This window comes from Bacillus sp. UMB0893 (assembly GCF_002858905.1).
In the GTDB taxonomy this organism is placed as follows: domain Bacteria; phylum Bacillota; class Bacilli; order Bacillales; family Bacillaceae; genus Bacillus_P.
The window spans coordinates 171,101-192,805 of the sequence record NZ_PKLB01000003.1 but is presented as its reverse complement, the minus strand read 5'-3'; the positions used below and the strand labels follow the sequence as shown (position 1 = coordinate 192,805).

Sequence of the window (21,705 nt, the reverse complement as noted above, 5' to 3'; positions counted from 1 at the left end):
GAGGTGGGTTGATGAAGAAGATTGGGATTTTTGGAGGAACATTTGATCCCCCTCATAACGGACACTTATTAATGGCAAATGAAGTGTACCATTCTCTTCATCTTGATGAAATTTGGTTTATGCCAAATCAAATACCGCCCCATAAGCAATCGAAGGATACGATGGATAGCTTCCATAGACTTCATATGCTCCAAATATGTGTAGAGAATCATCCTCAGTTTAAAGTGCAAAGCATTGAATTTGAAAGAAAAGGTCCTTCATACACATATGATACGATTGTATTATTAAAGAACCAATTTCCGGACTTTCGGTTCTATTTTATTATTGGAGCAGATATGATTGAGTTCTTGCCGAAATGGCACAAAATTGAAGAACTAATTGATCTCGTTCAGTTTGTGGGAGTGCAGCGGGCAGGTTATGATGCAGATACAGAATATCCGATAATCGAAGTAAACGTGCCAATTTTCGAAGTCTCATCTACTATGCTGAGAGAACGGATGAAATTTGGTCAGACAACTGATTATTTATTGCCTGCAGAAGTGAGGGGCTATATTGAGGAGAATCATTTATATGGAACGTGAAAAAGCATTGTCACTAGTGAAGGATCAATTAACAGAACACAGGTATCAGCACACGTTGGGTGTGATGGAAACGGCTATAGAACTTGCTCAATTGTATGGTGCTGATCCGAAGAAAGCTGAAACGGCAGCCATTTTTCATGATTATGCGAAATTCCGAAGCAAAAATGAAATGAAACAGATCATTATCGAACAAAATATGAGTAAGGATTTGCTGTTTCACAGTCCTGAACTGTGGCATGCTCCAGTAGGCGCTTATCTTGTTGAAAAAGAGGCTGGTATTCATGATGCGGAAATTTTAGACGCCATCAGATACCATACATCTGGAAGAGAAAGTATGACCTTGCTGGATAAAGTCATTTATGTAGCGGATTATATAGAACCAGGGAGAATCTTTCCAGGTGCAAATGAAGTGAGAGAACTAGCAAAAAGTGATTTAAATAAGGCACTGATCGTATCTATGAAAAATACAATTTTATTTTTGCTTAATAAAAATCAAGCAATTTATCCTGAAACACTGCAATCTTATAATTACTTGATTTTTGAAGAAAAAGGAGGAACAGCGCATTGACTGGTAAAGAAACATTAGCAATCGCAGCGAAAGCGGCAGATGATAAAAGAGGCGAAGATATCGTAGCATTAAAAATGGAAGGTATCTCACTAATTGCAGATTACTTCTTAATTTGCCACGGAAATTCTGATAAACAGGTTCAGGCAATTGCAAGAGAAATGAAAGATCAGGCTGCTCTAAACGGCATTGAAATAAAACGATTAGAAGGCTTTGACGAAGCACGCTGGATTCTGATTGATATGGGTGATGTGGTTGCACACGTCTTTCATAAAGATGAACGGAATTATTACAAGCTTGAAAAACTTTGGGGAGATGCTCCTTCAGAAAAATTGGAGAGCGTTATTTCTCAATGATCTATAAAGGATTTGCCGCAATTTATGATGAATTAATGAAGGAAGCTCCTTATGAGCTCTGGACAGAATTTCTTCATGAAAGAATGGGCACTTTCGGAAATGGCGGTATAAAAGTGCTTGATTTAGGCTGCGGAACTGGTGAAATTTCAATAAGACTTAAACAAAAAGGCTATGATGTCACTGGAATTGATATTAGTGAAGAAATGCTTTCAATTGCATTTCAGAAGACTGCTGAACATGGTTTGAGCATTCCTTATTTTCAGCAGGATATGAGATCGCTTGACGAGCTGGCCCAGACATTTGACGGTATTTTCATATGCTGTGATTCCTTAAATTATCTCGAAACAGAGGAAGATGTGAGAGCTGCATTAACCGCTGCTTATAAGCAGCTTGTACCAGGCGGTATCCTCGTTTTTGATGTGCACTCATTATATAAAATAAATGAAATCTTCGCTGAAGCTACGTTTGCTGAGAATGGCGAAGATGTGAGTTATATTTGGAACAGTTTTCTTGGTGAGGAGCCAAACAGCATTGAACACGATTTGTCTTTCTTCGTAAAACGCGGAGAACTCTATGACCGCTTTGACGAATACCATGTTCAAAGAACATATCCGGTAAACCAGTATGAAGAGATGCTGACTGAAGCTGGCTTCGATATAAAAGAAATCAGCGCTGATTTTAAAAGGCAGACTCCAGAGCATGATGCAGAGAGGATCTTTTTTGTTGCTGCAAAATAAGAAATGCGCAAGCGCCCGTTTAGCGCAGGCATGACAGATAAGAATCCGCAGGAAAAGTCCGGGTTTGACTTTTCCTGCGGATTTGTTCTGTTGGGCGATTCCGCTCGCCATCAAAGCGCAAAAATTTATACTTCTTATCTCTTAGTAAAAAACCATCGAAAAAATTTTCGATGGTTTTTTTATATATGGAAGGATTTTTAAAAGATCTGCAGAATTACTCTTTTTATCACTCATATCTTTCGAACTGCTCCTTTACTTCTCTTAAATCTTCATCGTATTTTCTATGTGTTCGCTGAAATAAATGTTCAAACATCTCTCCTATCTCAGCTTCCATTACTTTAATGCCTTCACCGGTTACTCCGCCTTTTACACATACCTTTTCCTGCAAGGCAGGAAGCGTGTATAACTCACTCTCTAATAAGTTTCCGAGTCCGATCACCATTTCGCTAGTTAACTGGATTGCCTGATTTTTTGTAATTTCCGTTTCCCGGACTGCTGCATCAATAAATCTTTGCAGAAGATAGCTGAAAAAAGCAGGACCGCAGCTGACAATATCAGACGATACTCTTGTTATAGAATCTTCAATAATAAAGGGTTTGGAAATAGCCTGAAATAATTCTTCGATTTTCTTTTTTGCTGATGGGCTGCAATTCCCGTAAGTCAATAAAGATACACCTGATAAGGCACGATTTGTAATGCTTGGAATGGCACGGGCTACTTGGCAATCAACGATGGACTGGAGCTGTTCAACATTTATGGGACTGGTTATGGAAATGATGCATTGATCTTTTCGCAAATAGGGTGATAATTTGACCAACAGGGGGTGAATGTCAAGCGGCTTAACACATATAAAAATAAGCTCGGCTTGTCGAGCGATTTCTTCAGGCGATAAATACAGGTTTATTTTTGGATATTCTTTCTTTAAAGCAGCTGCTTTTTCAAAGGTTCGATTTGTTATATGGATAGCTGAGGGCTTAAGTACATTCGATTCAATAAACGATTCAATTAATATTTTCCCCATGTTCCCTGTACCAATAAAACCTGCGTTCAATGTTTCATCCCCTCCTTTACTTTCTTTCTCCTACACTTTATGAAAAATAATGAAAAAATATGAATCCCGCGAAGGAGTTATGTATGGAAATTCTAAAAAAATATAAATATCTAGCTGGAGTACTCGGAATTGCCGCATTTCTGTTTATTTTTCAAATGTATCAAAATTCACAAACTAATGAACCGATATCAGCAATGAATGAAAAAGCAGACCCTTTATTAGCAGGGGAATCTGTTCAAGAAGATGAACCTGATGCAGCTGCAATAGAAGAAAGCAGCACCGTAATTGTTGATGTAAAGGGTGAGGTCAAATCGCCTGGTGTATATGAAATGAAAGCTGGAGAGCGATTTCACCATGTCATTGAAAGAGCGGGAGGATTGACAGAGTCTGCTGATGCCGGACAAATTAATCTGGCACAATTGCTTGAAGATGGCATGATTGTTTATCTGCCGAAACAGGGAGAAGCGGATAGTGAGATTGTTCAGCAGCCTTCCCCGGTAGGAACCACAAAAAAAGAAGGGAAAGTTAATCTTAATAAAGCCACATTAGAAGAGCTGCAGACTTTAGAAGGGATTGGACCTGCAAAAGCTGAAGCCATCCTCTCTTACAGAGAAGAATCAGGAGAATTTAAGACGATTGAAGATTTATTAAATGTATCAGGGATAGGAGATAAATCATTCGAAAAATTAAAAGACAGTATTTCTGTAAAATGAATTGACGAGCTTTTCAATGAATCGATACACTAGAAGAAGATTAAAGCAATTTCAACTAATGGGGGATAACATGAACAGAATTTCTTGGAACCAGTATTTTATGGCGCAAAGTCATTTGCTTGCACTCAGAAGCACATGTACACGCCTGGCAGTAGGAGCAACAATTGTTAGGGACAAAAGGATTATTGCAGGCGGATATAACGGTTCAATTGCTGGAGGCGTTCATTGTATTGATGAGGGATGCTATGTAATTGACGGCCATTGTGTCAGAACCATACATGCTGAAATGAATGCTTTATTGCAATGTGCAAAGTTTGGCGTTCCAACAAGCGAAGCGGAAATTTACGTCACTCATTTTCCCTGCCTGCAATGCTGCAAGGCTCTGATCCAAAGCGGGATTAAAAAAGTCTATTATGCTGCATGCTACAAAAATCATCCATACGCGATCGAATTATTTGAACAAGCAGGAGTTCACGTAGAGCAAGTCGAGCGGAATGAGGATCCTCTCGCTGCAGAGCAGAGAAAGTTCATAGGTGAACTGCTTGAAAAACTAGATGAAGTAAACGAAGCTGACCGGAACAAGCTTATAGAAAAAGCAGATAAGCTGTTTAAAAGCAACGAATAATTTAGCGATGAATCAAATAAGCTATCAAGGAAAGCTCATCTATTTTGCGGCAGCAGCCGGTTTAGCTGTTGCTGCTGCAAAATTCCCCTACCATCCAATTGTCTTCTTTTTAATCCTCATCTTTATCTCATTCTTTGTTTTTCACAAAAAAACAATTCTATTGTTAGGCTGTTTTGCCGTTTCTGGTTTTTTCTTACTCCATTTCCATGAAGTAGATAACAGCAATGCTACTCAATTTAAGGAGGGACCGATTACCTTTCAAGGCAAAGTAACTGATTTTCCTAAAATGGATGGCAATCAAATGAAAATAGGACTAAATGTTAACCAAGAAGATATATCTGCTGTGTACTATTTTGAAACAGAACAAGAAAAAATGAAGTTTAAACATTTGCAGTTCAACACTCTTTGCACGTTTAAGGGAGAGTTAAAGCGGCCTAAACATGATACGAATCCTAATGCTTTTGATTATGCGGATTATCTTAAGTACAAGCGTATACATTGGGTATTCGAAGCAGATTTAATAGAGAACTGCCGGATAGGTGAAAAAACGCTTCTAGAAAAAATAAAATCATTCAGACAAAAGGGGATTTTATTTATTTCAGATGTGTTTCCAGAGCAGTCTGAGGGTATCGTCCAAGCTCTGCTGTATGGAGAGCGGTCACAAATTTCAGATGACATTAATGATGCTTATCAAGAGATTGGCATCGTTCATTTACTGGCAATCTCCGGTTTGCAGGTGGGCATCTTAGTTGCCGGGATTTATTATATCTTGATCAGGTCAGGAATGACTCATGAAAAAGCAAGACTTCTTTTACTGTTTCTATTGCCTATTTATGGAGTAATCGCCGGTGCAGCCCCCTCAGTCCTGCGGGCAGTTGGGATGAGCATGCTTTACCTCTTAACAAAGCAAATGAAATTAAAGCTCTCGTCAATTGATGTTATTTCCATCACATTTCTAGTATTATTGTTTGCTGACCCTTATTCCTTATTTGGAGTGGGATTTCAATTATCCTTTGCTGTAAGCCTCACATTAATATTGTCAGCACAAGCATTTTCTAAAATTCATAACCGATTTTATCAGCTGTTAGCCGTTTCGATCGCCTCCCAGCTTGCATCTCTCCCGATCATCCTGTATAGCTTTTACCAGCTATCACTGCTGAGCCTGCCGATGAATATCCTTTTTGTTCCTTTCTATTCCATTGTCGTTCTTCCGCTCTCATTAGCAGCTGTTTTCATAAGAATCATTTTTCCTTCACTCGGGTCATTGCTCGTTTCACTTGTTGACTTTCTGCTGCAGGTAAGCAATGAATTCGTTCTGTTTTTCAACAGTAAGCCTTCCTTTATGCTGATTTTTGGCAAACCCTCCTTTTTGTTTTTATTTCTTTTCACCGTCGTCTTATGCCTGATATTTATTGTGTATGAAAAATCCTATCAGTTGAGAGATGCTCAGCTTTTGATTTCTTTAATGATTGTACTGCTCCTTTTCCAGCATGAGTCTGAACTGCTTGTGCAAGAAGGTGAAGTTATTATGCTTGATGTAGGGCAAGGAGACTCCATTTACCTTTCTGCGCCGCATAATCAAGGTACATATTTAATTGATACAGGCGGACTGCTTACGTTTAATCAGGATGCTTGGAAAGAAAAAAGCAAACATTTTTCAATCGCAAAAGATATTACAATTCCCTTTTTAAAATCAAAAGGTAAAAGAACACTGGATAAATTGATATTGACTCATGGGGATGCTGACCATGCTGGAGAAGCCGTCAAGCTCCTTGAAGAAATACGTGTGAAAGAAATGATGGTGCCCTTTGGGTTTTTAAGAGGTGAATTTGAGGAGGAAATAATCGATAAAGCGAGACTAAAGGGGACAAGGATTACGGTGTTAAAAAGCGGGGATGTGGTGAATGATCCTTTTTTTAAAATGGAAATCTTATCACCAATTGAATTATCAGAAAGCAAAAATGACGATTCTCTAGTTATTTTTACAAAGGTAGGAGGATTGAAATGGCTCTTTACAGGTGATCTGGAACACGATGGGGAAAAACGGATTCTTGAAAAGTATAAAGAATTAAGGGCAGATGTATTAAAAGTAGGCCACCATGGGAGCAAAGGTTCTACTTCAGATCAATTTTTAAAGCAGCTGAAGCCGAAAATTGCGCTTATTTCAGCAGGAGAGAACAACCGGTACAATCATCCGCATGATGAAGTCATTGACTTGCTGAATAAGTATCGGGTGAAAATATTTCAAACAAATATGGATGGAGCGGTTACGTATAAATTTAAAGGGAATAGTGGAACGTTTTCGGTGCAGCCTCCATACGATAGTGTATCAGATAAATGAAAAGCCGCTTTACTAAAATGATATTGAATTAATGATTTCATGTTTTTTAAAGAGCCGATGAAAAAAGAGACTGCATATGCAGTCTCTATGTAAGGGTTATCAAGAACCGATTAACTTAATAACAGTAGCTAAAATAAATATAGTGGCAAAAAAGCCAAATGAAGCAATAAATCCTACACCAGAGTCTACTGCATCGTTGCGTTTGCTTTGTACATTCTTCTCAAATTCATTCACAATTTACCCCTCCTATATGCCTTATAGTATAAGCCAAAAAAACAAAAAAATCTATCATTTTCCAATCAGACATTTGACAACACTTTACACATATAGAATCTCTTCCCCACGTTAAAAATATAAGTACAGATAACGATCGCTTTTTTGCAGATGTAACCTGGGGCATGTGCGAAAGCGTTAATATAAATCAGGGAACTGGCATAGTCCGTTCCCTCTTCACTTTGTTCAAAAACAATCTTCACTTGCTAAAAGACCAAAGGACCGATACGATTAGGAAAGAATGATTGGAACTAGGTGATGAAATGATACTTAACGTTTGGAACAACATTAAAAATAAACAGCTTATGCCTGCATATTTGCTGCTTGGGAAAGAATCTTATCTCATACAGGAAACCTTGCAGCTGATTATTGACGCTGCCCTGCATAAAGAAGAAATGGATTTTAACCTGGCACAATATGATTTATCTGAAACGGCATTAGAATCAGCGATTGAAGATGCTGAAACATTGCCTTTTTTAGGTGAAAAAAGAGTCGTTATCCTTAAAAACCCTCATTTTTTAACGAGTGAAAAGAAAAAAGAAAAAATCGAACACCGCGTTGATAAGCTGGAGGAATATCTTAAAAGCCCTGCGCCATACACGATTTTGGTCATCGTGGCTCCATATGAAAAACTCGACGAACGGAAAAAAGTCACAAAAGCTGTCAAGAAAATGACTGAAGTTGTTGAGATGAACGGATTTTCGGAGCATGAAACGAAAAAGTGGATGAATGTTCTTGCGGGAGCACATGCAATCACGCTTCAAGAATCAGCAAGAGATCAGCTTTATATTCTGTCAGCGGGAAATTTAATGGCAATTTCACAAGAATTAATGAAATTAAGTACATATGCCGGGGAAAACGGAGTCATAACAGAAGAAACGGTTTCAACGCTCGTTTCAAGAACACTTGAGCAAAATATATTTGAACTGATTGAGAAGGTAATAAAAAAAGACCGGACGAGGGCCATGCAGATCTTTTATGATTTGCTGAAAGCAAATGAGGAACCCATTAAGATTTTATCTTTGCTGATCAATCAGTTCAGACTGATTCTTCAAGTAAAAGAACTGTCTGTTCTAGGATATGGACAGCAGCAAATTGCCGGGAATCTTAAAGTGCATCCTTTTAGGGTCAAGCTCGCAATGCAGCAGGCGCAGCTTTTTCAAAGCGTAGAATTGACGCAGATTATGAATCAGCTTGCAGATGCTGATTATGATATGAAGACCGGGAGAATGGACAAACAATTGGCTATTGAATTGTTTTTACTGAAATTATTTAAATAAATAAGCTGTTTTCGTAAAATTTTCATCTACTGCATCATCGTCTTAAAAAGGGCCAATAAAAAAGATCCTCTTCACGGGAAGAGGATCTTTTTTCAATTAAGCAGAAAGACCGTTTACAGATTTCGTTAAACGAGATTTGTAACGAGCTGCAGCGTTTTTGTGGATTAAACCACTTTGAGCAGCTTTATCAATTCTTTTAGAAGCTACAGCTAGTGCAGCTTTTGCATTGTCAGAATCGTTGTTTACAACTAGAGCTTCTACTCTTTTAATAGCAGTACGCATTGCTGATTTGATTGTAACATTGTGTGCATTGCGCTCAGCGTTAGTTTTTGTACGTTTGATAGCAGATTTGATGTTTGGCATTCGTTTCACCTCCTAAAAAGCATTCGAGATCTATTATACTCGTCGTTTCATTAATAATAAGAACAAGTGATATTTTATCAAACGGGCATATAGATTGCAATATAATTGTAAAGGAATTTATATCGCACCTGTACTTGTGAAGAATGAAACCAGGAAAATACGGCAAAAATAAAGAATAAGTATCATTTTGCAGCTTAGGAGGTCAAGACGATGAAAGAACCTTTAGATTTAAGCATGTATTCCGTGCGGACAGATTTAGCCATTGAAGCAAGGGATTTGGCAGCTGAATCAAAAACAAATGAACAAGAGACTAAATCATCTGATATTGAAGGTGTGATCGTAAAAGAACGTGATGAAGACGGTGTGAAAATTACTTCTTTGCAAATCACACAGCAAGGGGCAGATCTTACTGGAAAGAAGCCTGGAAATTATTTAACGCTTGAAGTTCAGGGGATTCGCCAGAAGGATACAGACCTGCAAAACAAGGTTGTCGATGTTTTCGCAAAAGAATTCAGCCGATTTATGGAAATGTTGAAGATTACAAAAGATGCCAGCTGTCTAGTTGTTGGATTAGGAAACTGGAATGTAACGCCGGATTCACTTGGACCGATAGTCGTTGAAAATCTGCTAGTCACCCGTCATCTTTTTCAGCTTCAGCCTGAGAACGTTCAAGAAGGCTTCAGACCTGTCAGTGCAATTTCCCCAGGAGTTATGGGGATTACAGGCATTGAAACGAGCGATATCATTACGGGTATTATTGAAAAAACAAAACCGGATTTTGTAATTGCGATCGACGCGCTAGCTGCAAGATCCATTGAACGTGTAAATACGACGATCCAATTTTCAGATACGGGCATCCATCCTGGATCAGGAGTTGGCAATAAACGAAAAGAATTAAGCATGGAGACTTTGGGAATACCTGTTATTGCACTTGGCATTCCAACTGTTGTTGATGCGGTGTCCATTACAAGTGACACGATTGATTTTATCTTAAAGCATTTCGGAAGAGAAATGAAAGAAGGAGATCGGCCATCGAAGTCTCTTACACCAGCGGGAATGACGTTTGGAGAAAAAAGAGTGCTGTCAGATGAGGATTTGCCATCAAATGAACATAGACAGCAGTTTTTGGGGATTGTTGGAACACTTGAAGATGATGAAAAAAGAAGGCTGATTCATGAAGTGCTTTCGCCGCTTGGCCATAATTTAATGGTTACACCTAAAGAAGTGGATACCTTTATCGAAGATATGGCAAATGTCGTTGCCAATGGACTCAATGAAGCTCTTCATAGACAAGTGGACAGCAGCAACGCAAGGTCTTATACACATTAACTCTGTTCTACTTCTTCAGGCTTGCGCATATAGTTAAGCAGGCAAGCTTTGAAGGAGGAATATGATGAAGCGGACTCGCAATAATCGCGGTATAATCGTCACCTTAAATGGGACAAGCATAAAAAAAGGATTCGTTCTCAGCTTTATCGGATTCATGCTCATATTTTTACTATCGGGAGCATTGACTTCCTTAAAGCCTGAGTATCAGATTTCATCTAAATCTATCAACGACTTAACAAAAGGAATATCAGGTCAGTCATTTATTCATTTGCTCGGTTTCGAGAATCGATATTTTATTCAGGATCTGGCGGAAGAAGCGAAACCGCCAAGTATTTCTTCTATTTTTTTTAAGGCAGCAACAAGTATAAACCCGCAAGATCCGAGAAGTTTGCTTGGCAGAGAGCTTCCGGGTTTTACATTGTTTGACACGGAAATTCTTGTAGCTGGAGAAGGAACAAACTATACAACAATGCCGATTGAATCACCCCCTCCAACGGAAGTGCTTTTAGAAGAACGTGAAGCATCTATTGCAGATTTAAATGATTTGAATAAACAGCCTGAGAATTCTGTAGAACCTCCAATCGCTTCCACAGGAGACCGCAAAATTGTCTATATCTATCATACACATACAACAGAGTCCTATTTGCCTTTGCTAAAGGGAGTAACGGAACCAAACAGAGCACATCACTCTGAAGCAAATGTTACATTGGTAGGCGATAGACTTGGGAAGTCCCTTCAGGAAAAAGGAATTGGATCAAATGTTGATAAAACAAACTTTATGAAAAAATTAAATGAAAAAGGATGGAAATACTCACAGTCTTATTCAATGTCCCGTCAAACAGTTGAAACAGCCATGACCAGCAACAAAGACCTTGAGTATATTATTGATATTCACCGTGACTCTATGAGATATAATGTCACTACGACTGACATTAAAGGTGAAAAATACGCAAAAATTGCCTTTATTATTGGAGGCAAAAATCCTTCACACGATCAAAATATAAAAATGGCCACTGAGCTTCATAAGATAAGTGAAAAGAAATATCCAGGTATGAGCAGAGGTGTACTATTAAAGAATAGTGAAGGTTCAAATAGTTTATATAATCAAGATTTAAACAATAACGCCATGCTGATCGAATTTGGCGGTGTTGACAACAACCTTGAGGAGCTATACAGAACAGCTGATGCAGTAGCAGACATATTCAGTGATTATTACTGGCAGGCTGAGAAAGTCGATGCTGCCCAAGAAACTGAAAAGAAGTAATTTGTATTCACATAGATTTCGGAGAAGTCAAAGGTTGTTTTTTTAATCGCTTATAGATTTAAATGAGCTTAGTTTATAAAAGTATGAAGATTTGAGGGAGTATGATGATGAAATTCACGCTGAAGTGCTTTGTTTTATGCTCGGTATTGCTGGTTGGGGTTCTTTTGGGCATGCAGCATGCCAACGAGGGGCTTGTAAAAATGAAAGGCTATCAGGATCCAGACTTGAGCAGCGCTTTTGAAGTGAAAAATGATTCATCAGGCGAGCTTGAAGCCTCCGTGTTAGGAGTAAGCCATAATTTGGAGGAAAAACAAAATAAACTTGAAGAAATGGAAGCATTCAACTTCTTCTCACAAATGGGCAAAAAACTCGCTTCTCTTGTGAGTGCTGTTATAACAGGCATGATAACTTTATTTGCTGATATAGCGGAAAGCCTGTTTCAATAAAAAATAAATTGAATATGCTAAAAAGGAAGTCATTCATGCAAACGGCTTCCTTTTTATTATTGGCTCTTTCGTAAATTCTGTTGCTTTAGAAAAAAATGGATAAAACGTTTAGTTGATTGTAGCGGAAGGCACTTGACTCCTGCGGGAGATAGAGGCTCCCATTCCTCCCCGCGGAAAGCAAGTGCCTGCAGCGGAAATCCACGGGTAGAATTAATAACCAAAAACAACAATCAATGCGAAAACAGCCTTATTATTTAATGGACATTTTCGGTTAATTCAGACATCAAGTAAGGGGTCTTTCCTTTTCTTGTTGTTCAGCAGCGGCGCCTGGCTTGCTGTGTAAAGACAATTCCCATAAAAGGCGAAAAAGCATGCCTTTGCTGTGAAATTCCTATTTCCTTCGCGAGCTGACCAAGCCGCCCCCGCTTTTCTTGTTGAATGTTATAACCCCTATTGATATAATTAAATTTAGTGCATTGGCCAGTTTAGTAGGAGTGATAGAACGATTATGAAGAATAAAGAAGATAAATTAAAAAGGCAATCCAAAATACGAAATTTCTCAATCATTGCCCATATTGACCACGGAAAATCAACGCTTGCCGATCGAATACTCGAAAAAACGTCAGCGTTAACACAAAGAGAAATGAAAAATCAGCTTCTTGACTCAATGGATCTTGAGAGAGAACGCGGAATTACAATTAAATTAAATGCTGTTCAGCTGAAATATAAAGCAAAAGATGGGGAAGAATACGTCTTTCATTTGATTGATACACCGGGACATGTCGACTTTACATACGAGGTTTCCCGCAGTTTGGCTGCATGTGAGGGTGCGGTTCTTGTTGTTGATGCTGCACAAGGCATAGAGGCTCAAACACTTGCAAATGTTTATTTAGCACTTGATAATGACCTTGAAATTCTGCCTATCATCAACAAAATAGATCTGCCGAGCGCTGATCCTGAACGTGTGCGTCAAGAGATTGAAGATGTTATCGGACTTGATGCGTCAGAAGCTGTTTTAGCCTCCGCTAAAGCTGGCATCGGAATTGAAGAAATATTAGAGCAGGTTGTTGAAAAAGTTCCTGCGCCTCAAGGTGATCCTGAAGCGCCGCTAAAAGCACTGATTTTCGACTCTTTATATGATCCATATCGTGGTGTAGTCGCATATATTCGGGTTGTAGAAGGGTCAGTTAAGGTTGGTCAGAAGATCAAAATGATGGCTACAGGCAAAGAGTTTGAAGTAACAGAGGTCGGCGTTTTCACTCCTAAAGCTCTTTTGCTTGATGAATTGAATGTTGGAGATGTTGGCTTTTTAACGGCTGCCATTAAAAATGTTGGAGATACCCGGGTTGGTGACACGATAACGGATGCTAAAAACAGTGCGGCAGAGGCACTGCCTGGCTATCGTAAATTAAATCCAATGGTTTATTGCGGTTTATATCCAATCGACACCGCAAAATACAATGACCTTCGCGAGGCATTGGAAAAACTGGAGCTTAACGACTCAGCTCTGCAATTTGAGCCTGAAACATCACAAGCTTTAGGTTTCGGTTTCCGCTGCGGATTCCTTGGGTTGCTTCATATGGAGATTATTCAGGAACGGATTGAGCGTGAATTTAAAATCGATTTAATTACGACAGCTCCTAGTGTTATATACAATGTCTTCATGACAGATGGAACTGACATACGCATTGATAATCCTTCTAATCTGCCGGACCCTCAAAAAATTGACCGTATTGAAGAGCCGTATGTTAAAGCAACGATTATGGTGCCAAACGATTATGTCGGCGCTGTTATGGAGCTTTGTCAGAACAAGCGCGGCAATTTTATTGATATGCAGTATTTAGATGAAAACCGGGTAAGCATCATTTATGAACTGCCTTTATCTGAAATCGTATATGATTTCTTCGATCAATTAAAATCCAATACAAAAGGGTATGCTTCTTTTGATTATGAATTAATTGGCTATAAAGAATCCAAGCTTGTTAAAATGGATATTCTTCTGAATAATGAAAAAATTGATGCACTGTCATTTATTGTCCATAAAGATTCTGCTTATGATCGCGGGAAAATCATTGTAGAAAAATTAAAGGAACTGATTCCGCGTCAGCAATTTGAGGTGCCGATTCAGGCAGCAATCGGACAAAAGGTCGTTGCCCGTTCAACAATCAAAGCCATGCGTAAAAACGTTCTTGCTAAATGCTATGGAGGAGATATCTCCCGTAAGCGTAAACTTCTTGAAAAACAAAAAGAAGGTAAGAAACGGATGAAGACAGTCGGATCAGTTGAAGTTCCGCAGGAAGCATTTATGGCAGTCCTCAAAATGGATGACAATTAAATCTTTTTATTTTTAATATCGTATTAAATATGATAACGTAATAAAAAACATTTGCCGCAGTCGATGTACTGCGGCTTCTTTATTAGTAGGTGAAAACGAATGGTACAAGCTGCATATTTTCACATTCCTTTCTGTGAACAAATTTGTCATTATTGTGATTTTAATAAGGTTTTCTTGAAAAATCAGCCAGTGGATGAATATTTGGACAGCATGCAAAAGGAAATGAAAAATACAATCAAAAAATACCCTGCAGATGAGTTGACAACGATCTTCATCGGAGGAGGCACTCCTACCGCACTAAATGAAAAGCAGATGGAAAAGCTCTTGCTGGCAATCAATACTGAATTTAATCCTCTGCCTTCTATACATGAATATGCAGTAGAAGCAAACCCTGGAGATCTTTCGTATGAAAAACTAAAGATTATGCGCGAATTAGGCGTGAATCGTTTAAGTTTTGGCGTCCAGACTTTTAATGATGATCTGCTGCAAAGGATTGGAAGAACCCATCGGAAAGCTGATGTGCTAAAGAGCATTGAAACTGCTGAAAAAGCTGGTTTTGATAATATCAGCATTGATTTAATGTATGGTCTTCCAGGTCAAACACTGAGTGATTTTAAAGAATCACTTGATATAGCTTTTGAGCTGAACGTCCAGCACTATTCTTCATACTCCTTAATCGTTGAACCAAAAACGGTTTTTTATAACTTAATGTCTAAAGGAAGACTGACTCTTCCTCCTCAGGAAGAAGAAGCTGCTATGTATGAACTGCTGATGGAAAAAATGGAATGCCATGGCTTTCATCAATACGAGATCAGCAATTTTGCTCTTCCTGGCTATGAAAGCAAACATAACCTTACGTATTGGAATAATGAAGAATATTACGGAATTGGAGCAGGAGCGCACAGCTATATAGGAGATGTCCGCCGTGCTAATGCAGGCCCATTAAAAAAATATATGGGAATGATCGAGGAATCAGGATTTCCTTATACCAACGAGCATACAGTGTCACGTGCAGAAAAGATGGAAGAAGAACTCTTCCTCGGTTTGCGCAAATCATCTGGTGTATGCAAAAGTCAATTTGGAAAAAAATTCGGCATCTCACTTGAAAGTGTGTTTGGAATGCAAATAAAGCAGCAAGCTGAAAGAGAGCTGCTAATTGAACAAAACGATTCCGTTAAGCTCACACACAAAGGAAAGCTGCTTGGCAATGAGGTCTTTCAAGCATTTATCGGCGTTATTCCAGAAGAAGCGGAAAGCAAAGAATAAAATGGCGAAAAGGCATCCGTCTTTTCGTTTTTATTTATCTTAATAATTGACATTTATCGTTTGTTTTGATACTTTTTATTATAGATTTAGCACTCGCACTGATAGAGTGCTAACAGAGGTGATGATAATGTTAACAGATCGTCAGCTTTTAATATTGCAGGTCATTGTTGATGATTTTATTCAATCTGCACAGCCCGTCGGATCAAGAACTCTTTCGAAGAAGGAATCGATTACATTCAGTTCAGCGACGATCCGCAATGAAATGGCAGATCTTGAAGAAATGGGTTTTATTGAAAAGACGCACAGTTCATCGGGAAGGGTCCCTTCTGAAAAAGGATACCGCTACTACGTCGATCATTTACTGGCACCTCAAAAGCTTACTAATATGGATGTTGTTACAATAAAATCTGTATTTGCAGAGCGTATATTTGAACTGGAAAAAGTTGTGCAGAAATCTGCTCAAATTCTTTCAGATTTAACAAATTACACATCGATTATTTTAGGACCTAAAGTAAATGAAAACCGGCTGAAGAGAATTCAGATTGTCCCAATCAGCGAAGATACTGCTGTTGCAATTATAGTTACGAATACAGGTCATGTTGAAAACAGAACCATTTCTTTCCCGGGTTCAATTGATCCTCAGGATATCGAAAAAATGGTTAATATATTAAATGAGCGGCTATTTAATGTGCCGATTGTCGAATTACATGACAAAATATACAAAGAAATTGTAAACTTATTGAGGAATCACATTCAAAATTATGATTCCATCATTAAAGTGCTTTCAGGAACATTTACAATGAGTCCTAATGAAAAAATCTATTTTGGCGGTAAAACAAATATGTTAAGCCAGCCTGAATTCAATGATATAGCCCGTGTCAGAACACTTTTAACGATGATTGAAGAAGAGCATGAATTATACAATATTCTGCAGGCCTATGATTCCGGCATTACGATTAAAATCGGAAAAGAAAATCAAAACATTGCCATGGAAAATTGCAGCCTGATAACAGCGACATACTCTGTTGATAATAAACAAATAGGACGGATTGCCGTCCTGGGGCCGACTAGAATGGAATACTCCCGCGTTATCAGTCTGCTGCAGATTGTAACAAAAGATCTGTCAAAAGCTATAACGAATCTGTATCACACATAGGAACATTGTCCATATTGAAGGAGAGTGGAACTGTGTTTCCACTCCCTTACCATGGACTTAACATGCTTGCACTTTAAGGGAGGTGAAAGAAATTGACTAACGACGCAAAAGAAAGCCTAAAAGAAAATGAGGCAGTTTCTGAAGAAGAGTCATTGAAGAATCAAGAAGAGGAAACAATGATTCATGAAGAAGAGGCGGAAGAAGCACAAGAAATGGATGAGCTGTCTGAAGCAAAAGCGAAGATTGAAGAGCTTGAAGCAAAGCTTAACGAATCAGAAAATCGCATGTACCGTGTACAGGCAGATTTAGATAACTTCAGAAGAAGAGCCCGTCTTGATCTTGAGGCTGCCCAAAAGTATCGTTCTCAAAATTTGATTACCGAAATACTGCCAGCTCTCGATAATTTTGAAAGAGCGTTAAAAATAGATACAGATGATGAAAAAACACAATCCTTATTACAGGGGATGGATATGGTTTATCGCCAGCTGTTGCAGGCTCTGCAAAATGAAGGAATTGAAGCGATTCAAGCAGAAGGCCAGCCGTTTGACCCGCATCTTCATCAGGCAGTCATGCAGGTAGAAGATGATAATTTTGAATCCAATATTGTCATTGAAGAATTCCAAAAAGGCTACAAATTGAAAGACCGCATTATCAGACCAGCAATGGTTAAAGTGAATCAATAACTTACATATTAGGAGGTTTCTACGATGGGGAAAATTATCGGCATCGATTTAGGTACAACAAACTCATGTGTTGCAGTATTAGAAGGCGGAGAACCTAAAGTTATTCCAAATGCAGAAGGCAACCGCACAACTCCTTCAGTAGTAGCATTTAAAAATGGCGAACGCCAGGTTGGTGAAGTTGCAAAACGCCAGGCTATTACAAATCCAAACACAATTATGTCCATTAAACGACATATGGGAACTGATTATAAAGTAGAGGTAGAAGGCAAGGAGAATACTCCTCAGCAAATCTCTGCAATTATTCTTCAGCACTTAAAAGCATATGCAGAAGACTATTTAGGCGAGCCTGTTACAAAAGCTGTCATTACTGTACCAGCTTACTTCAACGATGCTGAACGCCAGGCAACAAAGGATGCAGGTAAAATTGCAGGACTTGAAGTGGAACGTATTATCAACGAGCCAACTGCTGCAGCACTTGCTTACGGTTTAGATAAAACAGACCAAGATCAAACAATCCTTGTTTATGATCTAGGCGGCGGTACGTTTGACGTATCTGTATTAGAACTTGGAGATGGCGTATTTGAAGTACGTTCAACTGCAGGTGACAACCGTCTTGGCGGAGATGACTTTGACCAAGTTATCATTGATTACCTAGTGGCTGAATTCAGAAAAGAAAATGGCATCGATCTTTCAAAAGATAAAATGGCACTTCAGCGTTTAAAAGATGCTGCTGAGAAAGCTAAAAAAGACCTTTCAGGTGTATCTTCCACACAAATTTCATTGCCATTTATCACAGCTGGAGAGGCTGGACCGCTTCATCTGGAAGTAACATTGTCACGTGCAAAATTCGAAGAACTTTCTTCTGATTTAGTTGAAAGAACAATGGGTCCTGTTCGCCAGGCGCTTAAAGATGCTGGTCTTTCTAAAAATGAAATTGATAAAGTAATCCTTGTTGGCGGATCTACTCGTATCCCTGCTGTTGTAGAAACAATCAAAAAAGAGCTTGGCCAAGAGCCGTCAAAAGGTGTTAACCCGGACGAAGTTGTAGCACTTGGAGCAGCCATTCAAGGCGGCGTTATCACAGGTGACGTCAAAGACGTTGTTTTACTTGACGTAACACCACTTTCACTTGGAATTGAAACAATGGGCGGCGTGTTCACGAAATTGATCGATCGCAACACTACAATTCCGACAAGTAAATCACAAGTATTCTCAACAGCTGCTGACAGTCAAACAGCTGTAGACATTCATGTTCTTCAAGGTGAACGCCAAATGTCAGCTGACAATAAAACGTTAGGCCGTTTCCAATTAACGGACATTCCTCCAGCACCTCGCGGAGTTCCGCAAATTGAAGTATCCTTTGATATTGATAAAAACGGAATTGTTAACGTTCGTGCAAAAGATTTGGGAACGAATAAGGAACAAACAATCACAATTAAATCATCTACTGGTTTAAGTGATGAAGAAATCGAACGCATGGTAAAAGAAGCAGAAGAAAATGCAGATGCCGACAAAGCGCGCAAAGAAGAAGTGGAACTTCGCAATGAAGCGGATCAGCTCGTATTCACGACTGAAAAGACGTTAAAAGATCTTGAAGGTAAAGTAGACGAAGCTGACGTAACAAAAGCGAATGAAGCAAAAGATGCTTTAAAAGCCGCGATCGAGAAAAATGAACTTGAAGAAATCAGAACGAAAAAAGATGAGCTTCAAGAAATCGTTCAGCAATTATCAATGAAATTGTATGAAGAAGCTGCAAAGCAAGCACAGGGTGCTGAAGGCGAAGCGAAGCAGGATGACAATGTAGTTGATGCTGAATATGAAGAAGTAAACGACGACAAAAAATAAATAATAGCGGAAATGGATCATTTCATTTCGCAAAAGGAAAGTCAAAGTCAGGCTTGTCTTGACTTTGGCTTTTTTTCATGAATTATGAAACTATAAATTTTTTTATTGATTGTGGAAATCGGAATAAAGTGATCTCCGTCCAGCTCAGGCGCCTAACTCACTGTGAAAAAGACAAATTCCCGGAGAAGGCATAAAGCCCTTCCCTGTGAAATTCCTATTTTCGCAGCAGGCTGACAAAGTCGCCTGTGCTTTTGTTCAGACAAGGGGAAAGCTTTTTAGAAAATAGTGAATAGATTGTTCGTATGGAAACAGTTTCTATTCATAAACAAAATCTTGCAATGGAGCTAAATCGAGTGATACAATTTACTTTATGTGAGAATTCGGGAGTGAGAAATTATGAGCAAGCGTGATTACTATGAAGTGCTTGGAGTAAGTAAGAGCGCGACAAAGGATGAAATGAAAAAAGCGTACCGCAAGCTTTCAAAACAATACCATCCTGATATTAATAAAGACCCAGATGCAACCGATAAATTCAAAGAAATTTCAGAAGCTTACGAAGTACTGACAGATGATCAGAAGCGTGCACAATATGATCAGTTTGGCCATACAGATCCAAACCAAGGTTTTGGCGGTTCTGACTTCGGCGGCGGCTTTGGATTTGACGATATTTTCAGTTCCATTTTTGGCGGCGGAGGAAGAAGAAGGGATCCTAATGCACCTCGCCAGGGAGCAGATCTTCAATATACGATGACTCTCTCATTTGAGGAAGCGGTTTTTGGGAAAGATTCAACAATTGAAATTCCGCGTGAGGAAACATGTGATACATGTGATGGTTCTGGAGCCAAACCTGGGACAAAGCCAGAAACGTGTAAGCATTGTAACGGATCAGGTCAGCTGAATGTTGAACAAAACACACCATTCGGAAGAATTGTCAACCGTCGTGTATGTAATCATTGCAGCGGAACAGGCAAAATGATCAAGCATAAATGTTCCACATGCGGCGGAGCAGGCAAAGTTCAAAAACGCAAAAAGATTTCAGTTAAAATTCCTGCAGGTGTCGATGATGGTCAGCAGCTGAGAGTTTCCGGACAAGGAGAACCAGGATTTAATGGCGGACCGAGCGGTGATCTTTATGTCGTTTTCCAAGTTCGATCACATGAGTTCTTTGAGCGCGATGGAGACGATATTTACTGTGAAATGCCATTAACGTTTGCCCAGGCTGCTTTGGGTGATGAAATCGAAGTGCCAACATTACATGGAAAAGTGAAGCTTAAAGTGCCGGCGGGAACGCAAACAGGCACTAAATTCCGTATGAAGGGAAAAGGTGTAGCAAACGTAAGAGGCTATGGCCAAGGTGATCAGCATATCATCGTACGTGTACTTACACCTACCAACATAACCGAAAAACAAAAGGAATTATTGCGTGATTTTGCAGAAATCAGCGGAGGCTTGCCTGATGAACATGAAGAAAGCTTCTTTGATAAAGTAAAACGCGCCTTTAAGGGTGAATAAACAGAAGTGGAGCTGGTAGAATGAAATGGTCTGAATTTAGTATTCATACAACACAAGAAGCAGTAGAGCCAATATCAAATATCTTGCACGAAGCTGGAGCAAGCGGCGTCGTCATTGAAGATCAAATGGATCTATTAAAAGAACGCGAAAGTGTGTATGGAGAAATCTACCACCTCAATTCTGATGATTATCCTGACGAAGGTGTTATTATAAAAGCATATTTGCCGGTAAACAGCTTCCTTGGAGAAACAGTTGAAGAGATAAAAGAAGCAATTAACAATCTGCTCATTCATGATATTGATCTTGGGAAAAACGATATGTCCATCAGTGAAGTAAATGAGGAAGAATGGGCTACTGCATGGAAAAAGTATTATCATCCTGTGAAAATATCAGAGCGTTTTACTATTGTTCCGACATGGGAAACCTATACACCGGTTCATTCAGATGAACTAATAATCGAACTGGATCCCGGAATGGCCTTTGGAACAGGAACTCATCCTACAACGGTCTTATGTATTCAAGCACTTGAACGTTCTGTTAAAGAAAATGATCAAGTTGTTGATGTCGGAACAGGTTCTGGCGTTCTAAGCATTGCCTCAGCTATGCTTGGAGCAAAGCATGTCGCAGCACTTGATTTGGATCCTGTTGCTGTTGAAAGTGCACGTATAAATACGAAGTTAAATAAAGTAAATCAGACCGTTTCCGTTTCACAGAATAATCTTTTAAACGGAGTAGAAGGTCCGGTAGATGTTGTTGTTGCTAACATTTTGGCTGAGGTCATTCTGCGATTCGTCCAGAATGCGAATCAAATCTTGAAACAAGGCGGTCTTTTCATAACTTCTGGGATCATTCTTAATAAAAAGGCTGAAGTCAAAGATGGACTGATAGAGGCTGGGTTTGAGATTGAAGAAACGGTAGTCATGGAGGACTGGGTTGCTTTTATCGCAAGAAAAAAATAGGCTTTTTTGAAAAAAGATCGATGAT

At 39.1% G+C, this 21,705-nt stretch carries 21 protein-coding genes; 18 read left to right on the top strand and 3 right to left on the bottom strand.

The window, feature by feature from the left end; genetic code table 11:
* Positions 1-11: 11 nt before the first annotated feature.
* The 4 genes from CYJ36_RS08870 to CYJ36_RS08855 are packed head-to-tail and all read left to right on the top strand — an operon-like array spanning position 12 to position 2,239.
* Complete coding sequence (locus CYJ36_RS08870; protein ID WP_101566903.1) at positions 12-581, top strand: nicotinate-nucleotide adenylyltransferase; 570 nt, start codon at positions 12-14, stop codon at positions 579-581.
* Entirely contained in the window at positions 571-1,149 is a 579-nt protein-coding gene (gene yqeK, locus CYJ36_RS08865; RefSeq protein ID WP_101566901.1) for a bis(5'-nucleosyl)-tetraphosphatase (symmetrical) YqeK, read from the top strand. Before CYJ36_RS08870 ends, yqeK begins: the two co-directional genes overlap by 11 nt.
* The gene (gene rsfS, locus CYJ36_RS08860) at positions 1,146-1,502 is read left to right on the top strand and encodes a ribosome silencing factor (protein ID WP_101566899.1); all 357 of its coding nucleotides are present in this window, start codon (positions 1,146-1,148) and stop codon (positions 1,500-1,502) included. Before yqeK ends, rsfS begins: the two co-directional genes overlap by 4 nt.
* Positions 1,499-2,239 carry a class I SAM-dependent DNA methyltransferase gene (locus CYJ36_RS08855; protein WP_101566897.1) on the top strand — a complete coding sequence of 247 codons (741 nt, stop codon included), beginning with the start codon at positions 1,499-1,501 and terminating at the stop codon, positions 2,237-2,239. Before rsfS ends, CYJ36_RS08855 begins: the two co-directional genes overlap by 4 nt.
* 226 nt (positions 2,240-2,465) lie before the next feature.
* Here CYJ36_RS08855 and comER read toward each other — a convergent pair whose 3' ends face one another.
* Positions 2,466-3,290: a late competence protein ComER gene (comER, locus tag CYJ36_RS08850; RefSeq protein ID WP_101566895.1), complete on the bottom strand. Its 825-nt coding sequence runs from the start codon at positions 3,288-3,290 to the stop codon at positions 2,466-2,468.
* Positions 3,291-3,373: 83 nt separating this feature from the next.
* Here comER and CYJ36_RS08845 point away from each other — a divergent pair, with 83 nt between their 5' ends.
* The 3 genes from CYJ36_RS08845 to CYJ36_RS08835 all read left to right on the top strand — a co-directional run bounded on the left by CYJ36_RS08845 (position 3,374) and on the right by CYJ36_RS08835 (position 6,969).
* Positions 3,374-4,003 carry a helix-hairpin-helix domain-containing protein gene (locus CYJ36_RS08845; RefSeq protein ID WP_180850192.1) on the top strand — a complete coding sequence of 210 codons (630 nt, stop codon included), beginning with the start codon at positions 3,374-3,376 and terminating at the stop codon, positions 4,001-4,003.
* Between the two features lie 70 nt (positions 4,004-4,073).
* The gene (locus CYJ36_RS08840; RefSeq protein WP_101566891.1) at positions 4,074-4,628 is read left to right on the top strand and encodes a ComE operon protein 2; all 555 of its coding nucleotides are present in this window, start codon (positions 4,074-4,076) and stop codon (positions 4,626-4,628) included.
* 7 nt (positions 4,629-4,635) lie between these two features.
* Positions 4,636-6,969, top strand: coding sequence for a DNA internalization-related competence protein ComEC/Rec2 (locus tag CYJ36_RS08835; RefSeq protein ID WP_101566889.1), 2,334 nt, complete (start codon positions 4,636-4,638; stop codon positions 6,967-6,969).
* 99 nt (positions 6,970-7,068) lie between these two features.
* Here the strand turns inward: CYJ36_RS08835 and CYJ36_RS08830 are convergent, their stop codons facing one another.
* Positions 7,069-7,203 (bottom strand): YqzM family protein, encoded by a 135-nt coding sequence (locus tag CYJ36_RS08830; protein ID WP_101566887.1) that lies wholly within the window; start codon positions 7,201-7,203, stop codon positions 7,069-7,071.
* Between the two features lie 302 nt (positions 7,204-7,505).
* Between CYJ36_RS08830 and holA the strand changes: the two genes are divergently transcribed.
* The gene (holA, locus tag CYJ36_RS08825) at positions 7,506-8,522 is read left to right on the top strand and encodes a DNA polymerase III subunit delta (protein ID WP_101567144.1); all 1,017 of its coding nucleotides are present in this window, start codon (positions 7,506-7,508) and stop codon (positions 8,520-8,522) included.
* A 96-nt stretch (positions 8,523-8,618) separates the two neighbouring features.
* Here holA and rpsT read toward each other — a convergent pair whose 3' ends face one another.
* The gene (gene rpsT, locus CYJ36_RS08820) at positions 8,619-8,885 is read right to left on the bottom strand and encodes a 30S ribosomal protein S20 (protein WP_101566885.1); all 267 of its coding nucleotides are present in this window, start codon (positions 8,883-8,885) and stop codon (positions 8,619-8,621) included.
* A gap of 210 nt (positions 8,886-9,095) precedes the next feature.
* Between rpsT and gpr the strand changes: the two genes are divergently transcribed.
* The 10 genes from gpr to prmA all read left to right on the top strand — a co-directional run bounded on the left by gpr (position 9,096) and on the right by prmA (position 21,680).
* The gene (gpr, locus tag CYJ36_RS08815) at positions 9,096-10,214 is read left to right on the top strand and encodes a GPR endopeptidase (RefSeq protein ID WP_101566883.1); all 1,119 of its coding nucleotides are present in this window, start codon (positions 9,096-9,098) and stop codon (positions 10,212-10,214) included.
* 64 nt (positions 10,215-10,278) lie between these two features.
* On the top strand, positions 10,279-11,478 hold the full coding sequence (gene spoIIP, locus CYJ36_RS08810; protein ID WP_101566881.1) for a stage II sporulation protein P: 1,200 nt from the start codon (positions 10,279-10,281) through the stop codon (positions 11,476-11,478).
* A 107-nt stretch (positions 11,479-11,585) separates the two neighbouring features.
* Complete coding sequence (locus CYJ36_RS08805; RefSeq protein WP_257962430.1) at positions 11,586-11,924, top strand: YqxA family protein; 339 nt, start codon at positions 11,586-11,588, stop codon at positions 11,922-11,924.
* 508 nt (positions 11,925-12,432) lie between these two features.
* Positions 12,433-14,259, top strand: a complete 1,827-nt coding sequence (lepA, locus tag CYJ36_RS08800) for a translation elongation factor 4 (RefSeq protein ID WP_101566877.1) — start codon at positions 12,433-12,435, stop codon at positions 14,257-14,259.
* 99 nt (positions 14,260-14,358) lie between these two features.
* A complete protein-coding gene (gene hemW / locus CYJ36_RS08795) occupies positions 14,359-15,525 on the top strand; it encodes a radical SAM family heme chaperone HemW (RefSeq protein ID WP_101566874.1) in 1,167 nt (388 codons plus the stop codon).
* Positions 15,526-15,652: 127 nt separating this feature from the next.
* The gene (gene hrcA, locus CYJ36_RS08790) at positions 15,653-16,681 is read left to right on the top strand and encodes a heat-inducible transcriptional repressor HrcA (RefSeq protein ID WP_101566872.1); all 1,029 of its coding nucleotides are present in this window, start codon (positions 15,653-15,655) and stop codon (positions 16,679-16,681) included.
* Positions 16,682-16,857: 176 nt separating this feature from the next.
* The gene (gene grpE, locus CYJ36_RS08785) at positions 16,858-17,364 is read left to right on the top strand and encodes a nucleotide exchange factor GrpE (protein ID WP_257962445.1); all 507 of its coding nucleotides are present in this window, start codon (positions 16,858-16,860) and stop codon (positions 17,362-17,364) included.
* A gap of 24 nt (positions 17,365-17,388) precedes the next feature.
* Positions 17,389-19,209, top strand: coding sequence for a molecular chaperone DnaK (gene dnaK, locus CYJ36_RS08780; RefSeq protein WP_101566868.1), 1,821 nt, complete (start codon positions 17,389-17,391; stop codon positions 19,207-19,209).
* 396 nt (positions 19,210-19,605) lie between these two features.
* A complete protein-coding gene (dnaJ, locus tag CYJ36_RS08775) occupies positions 19,606-20,721 on the top strand; it encodes a molecular chaperone DnaJ (RefSeq protein WP_101566866.1) in 1,116 nt (371 codons plus the stop codon).
* A 20-nt stretch (positions 20,722-20,741) separates the two neighbouring features.
* Positions 20,742-21,680, top strand: a complete 939-nt coding sequence (gene prmA / locus CYJ36_RS08770; RefSeq protein WP_101566864.1) for a 50S ribosomal protein L11 methyltransferase — start codon at positions 20,742-20,744, stop codon at positions 21,678-21,680.
* Positions 21,681-21,705: the final 25 nt, after the last annotated feature.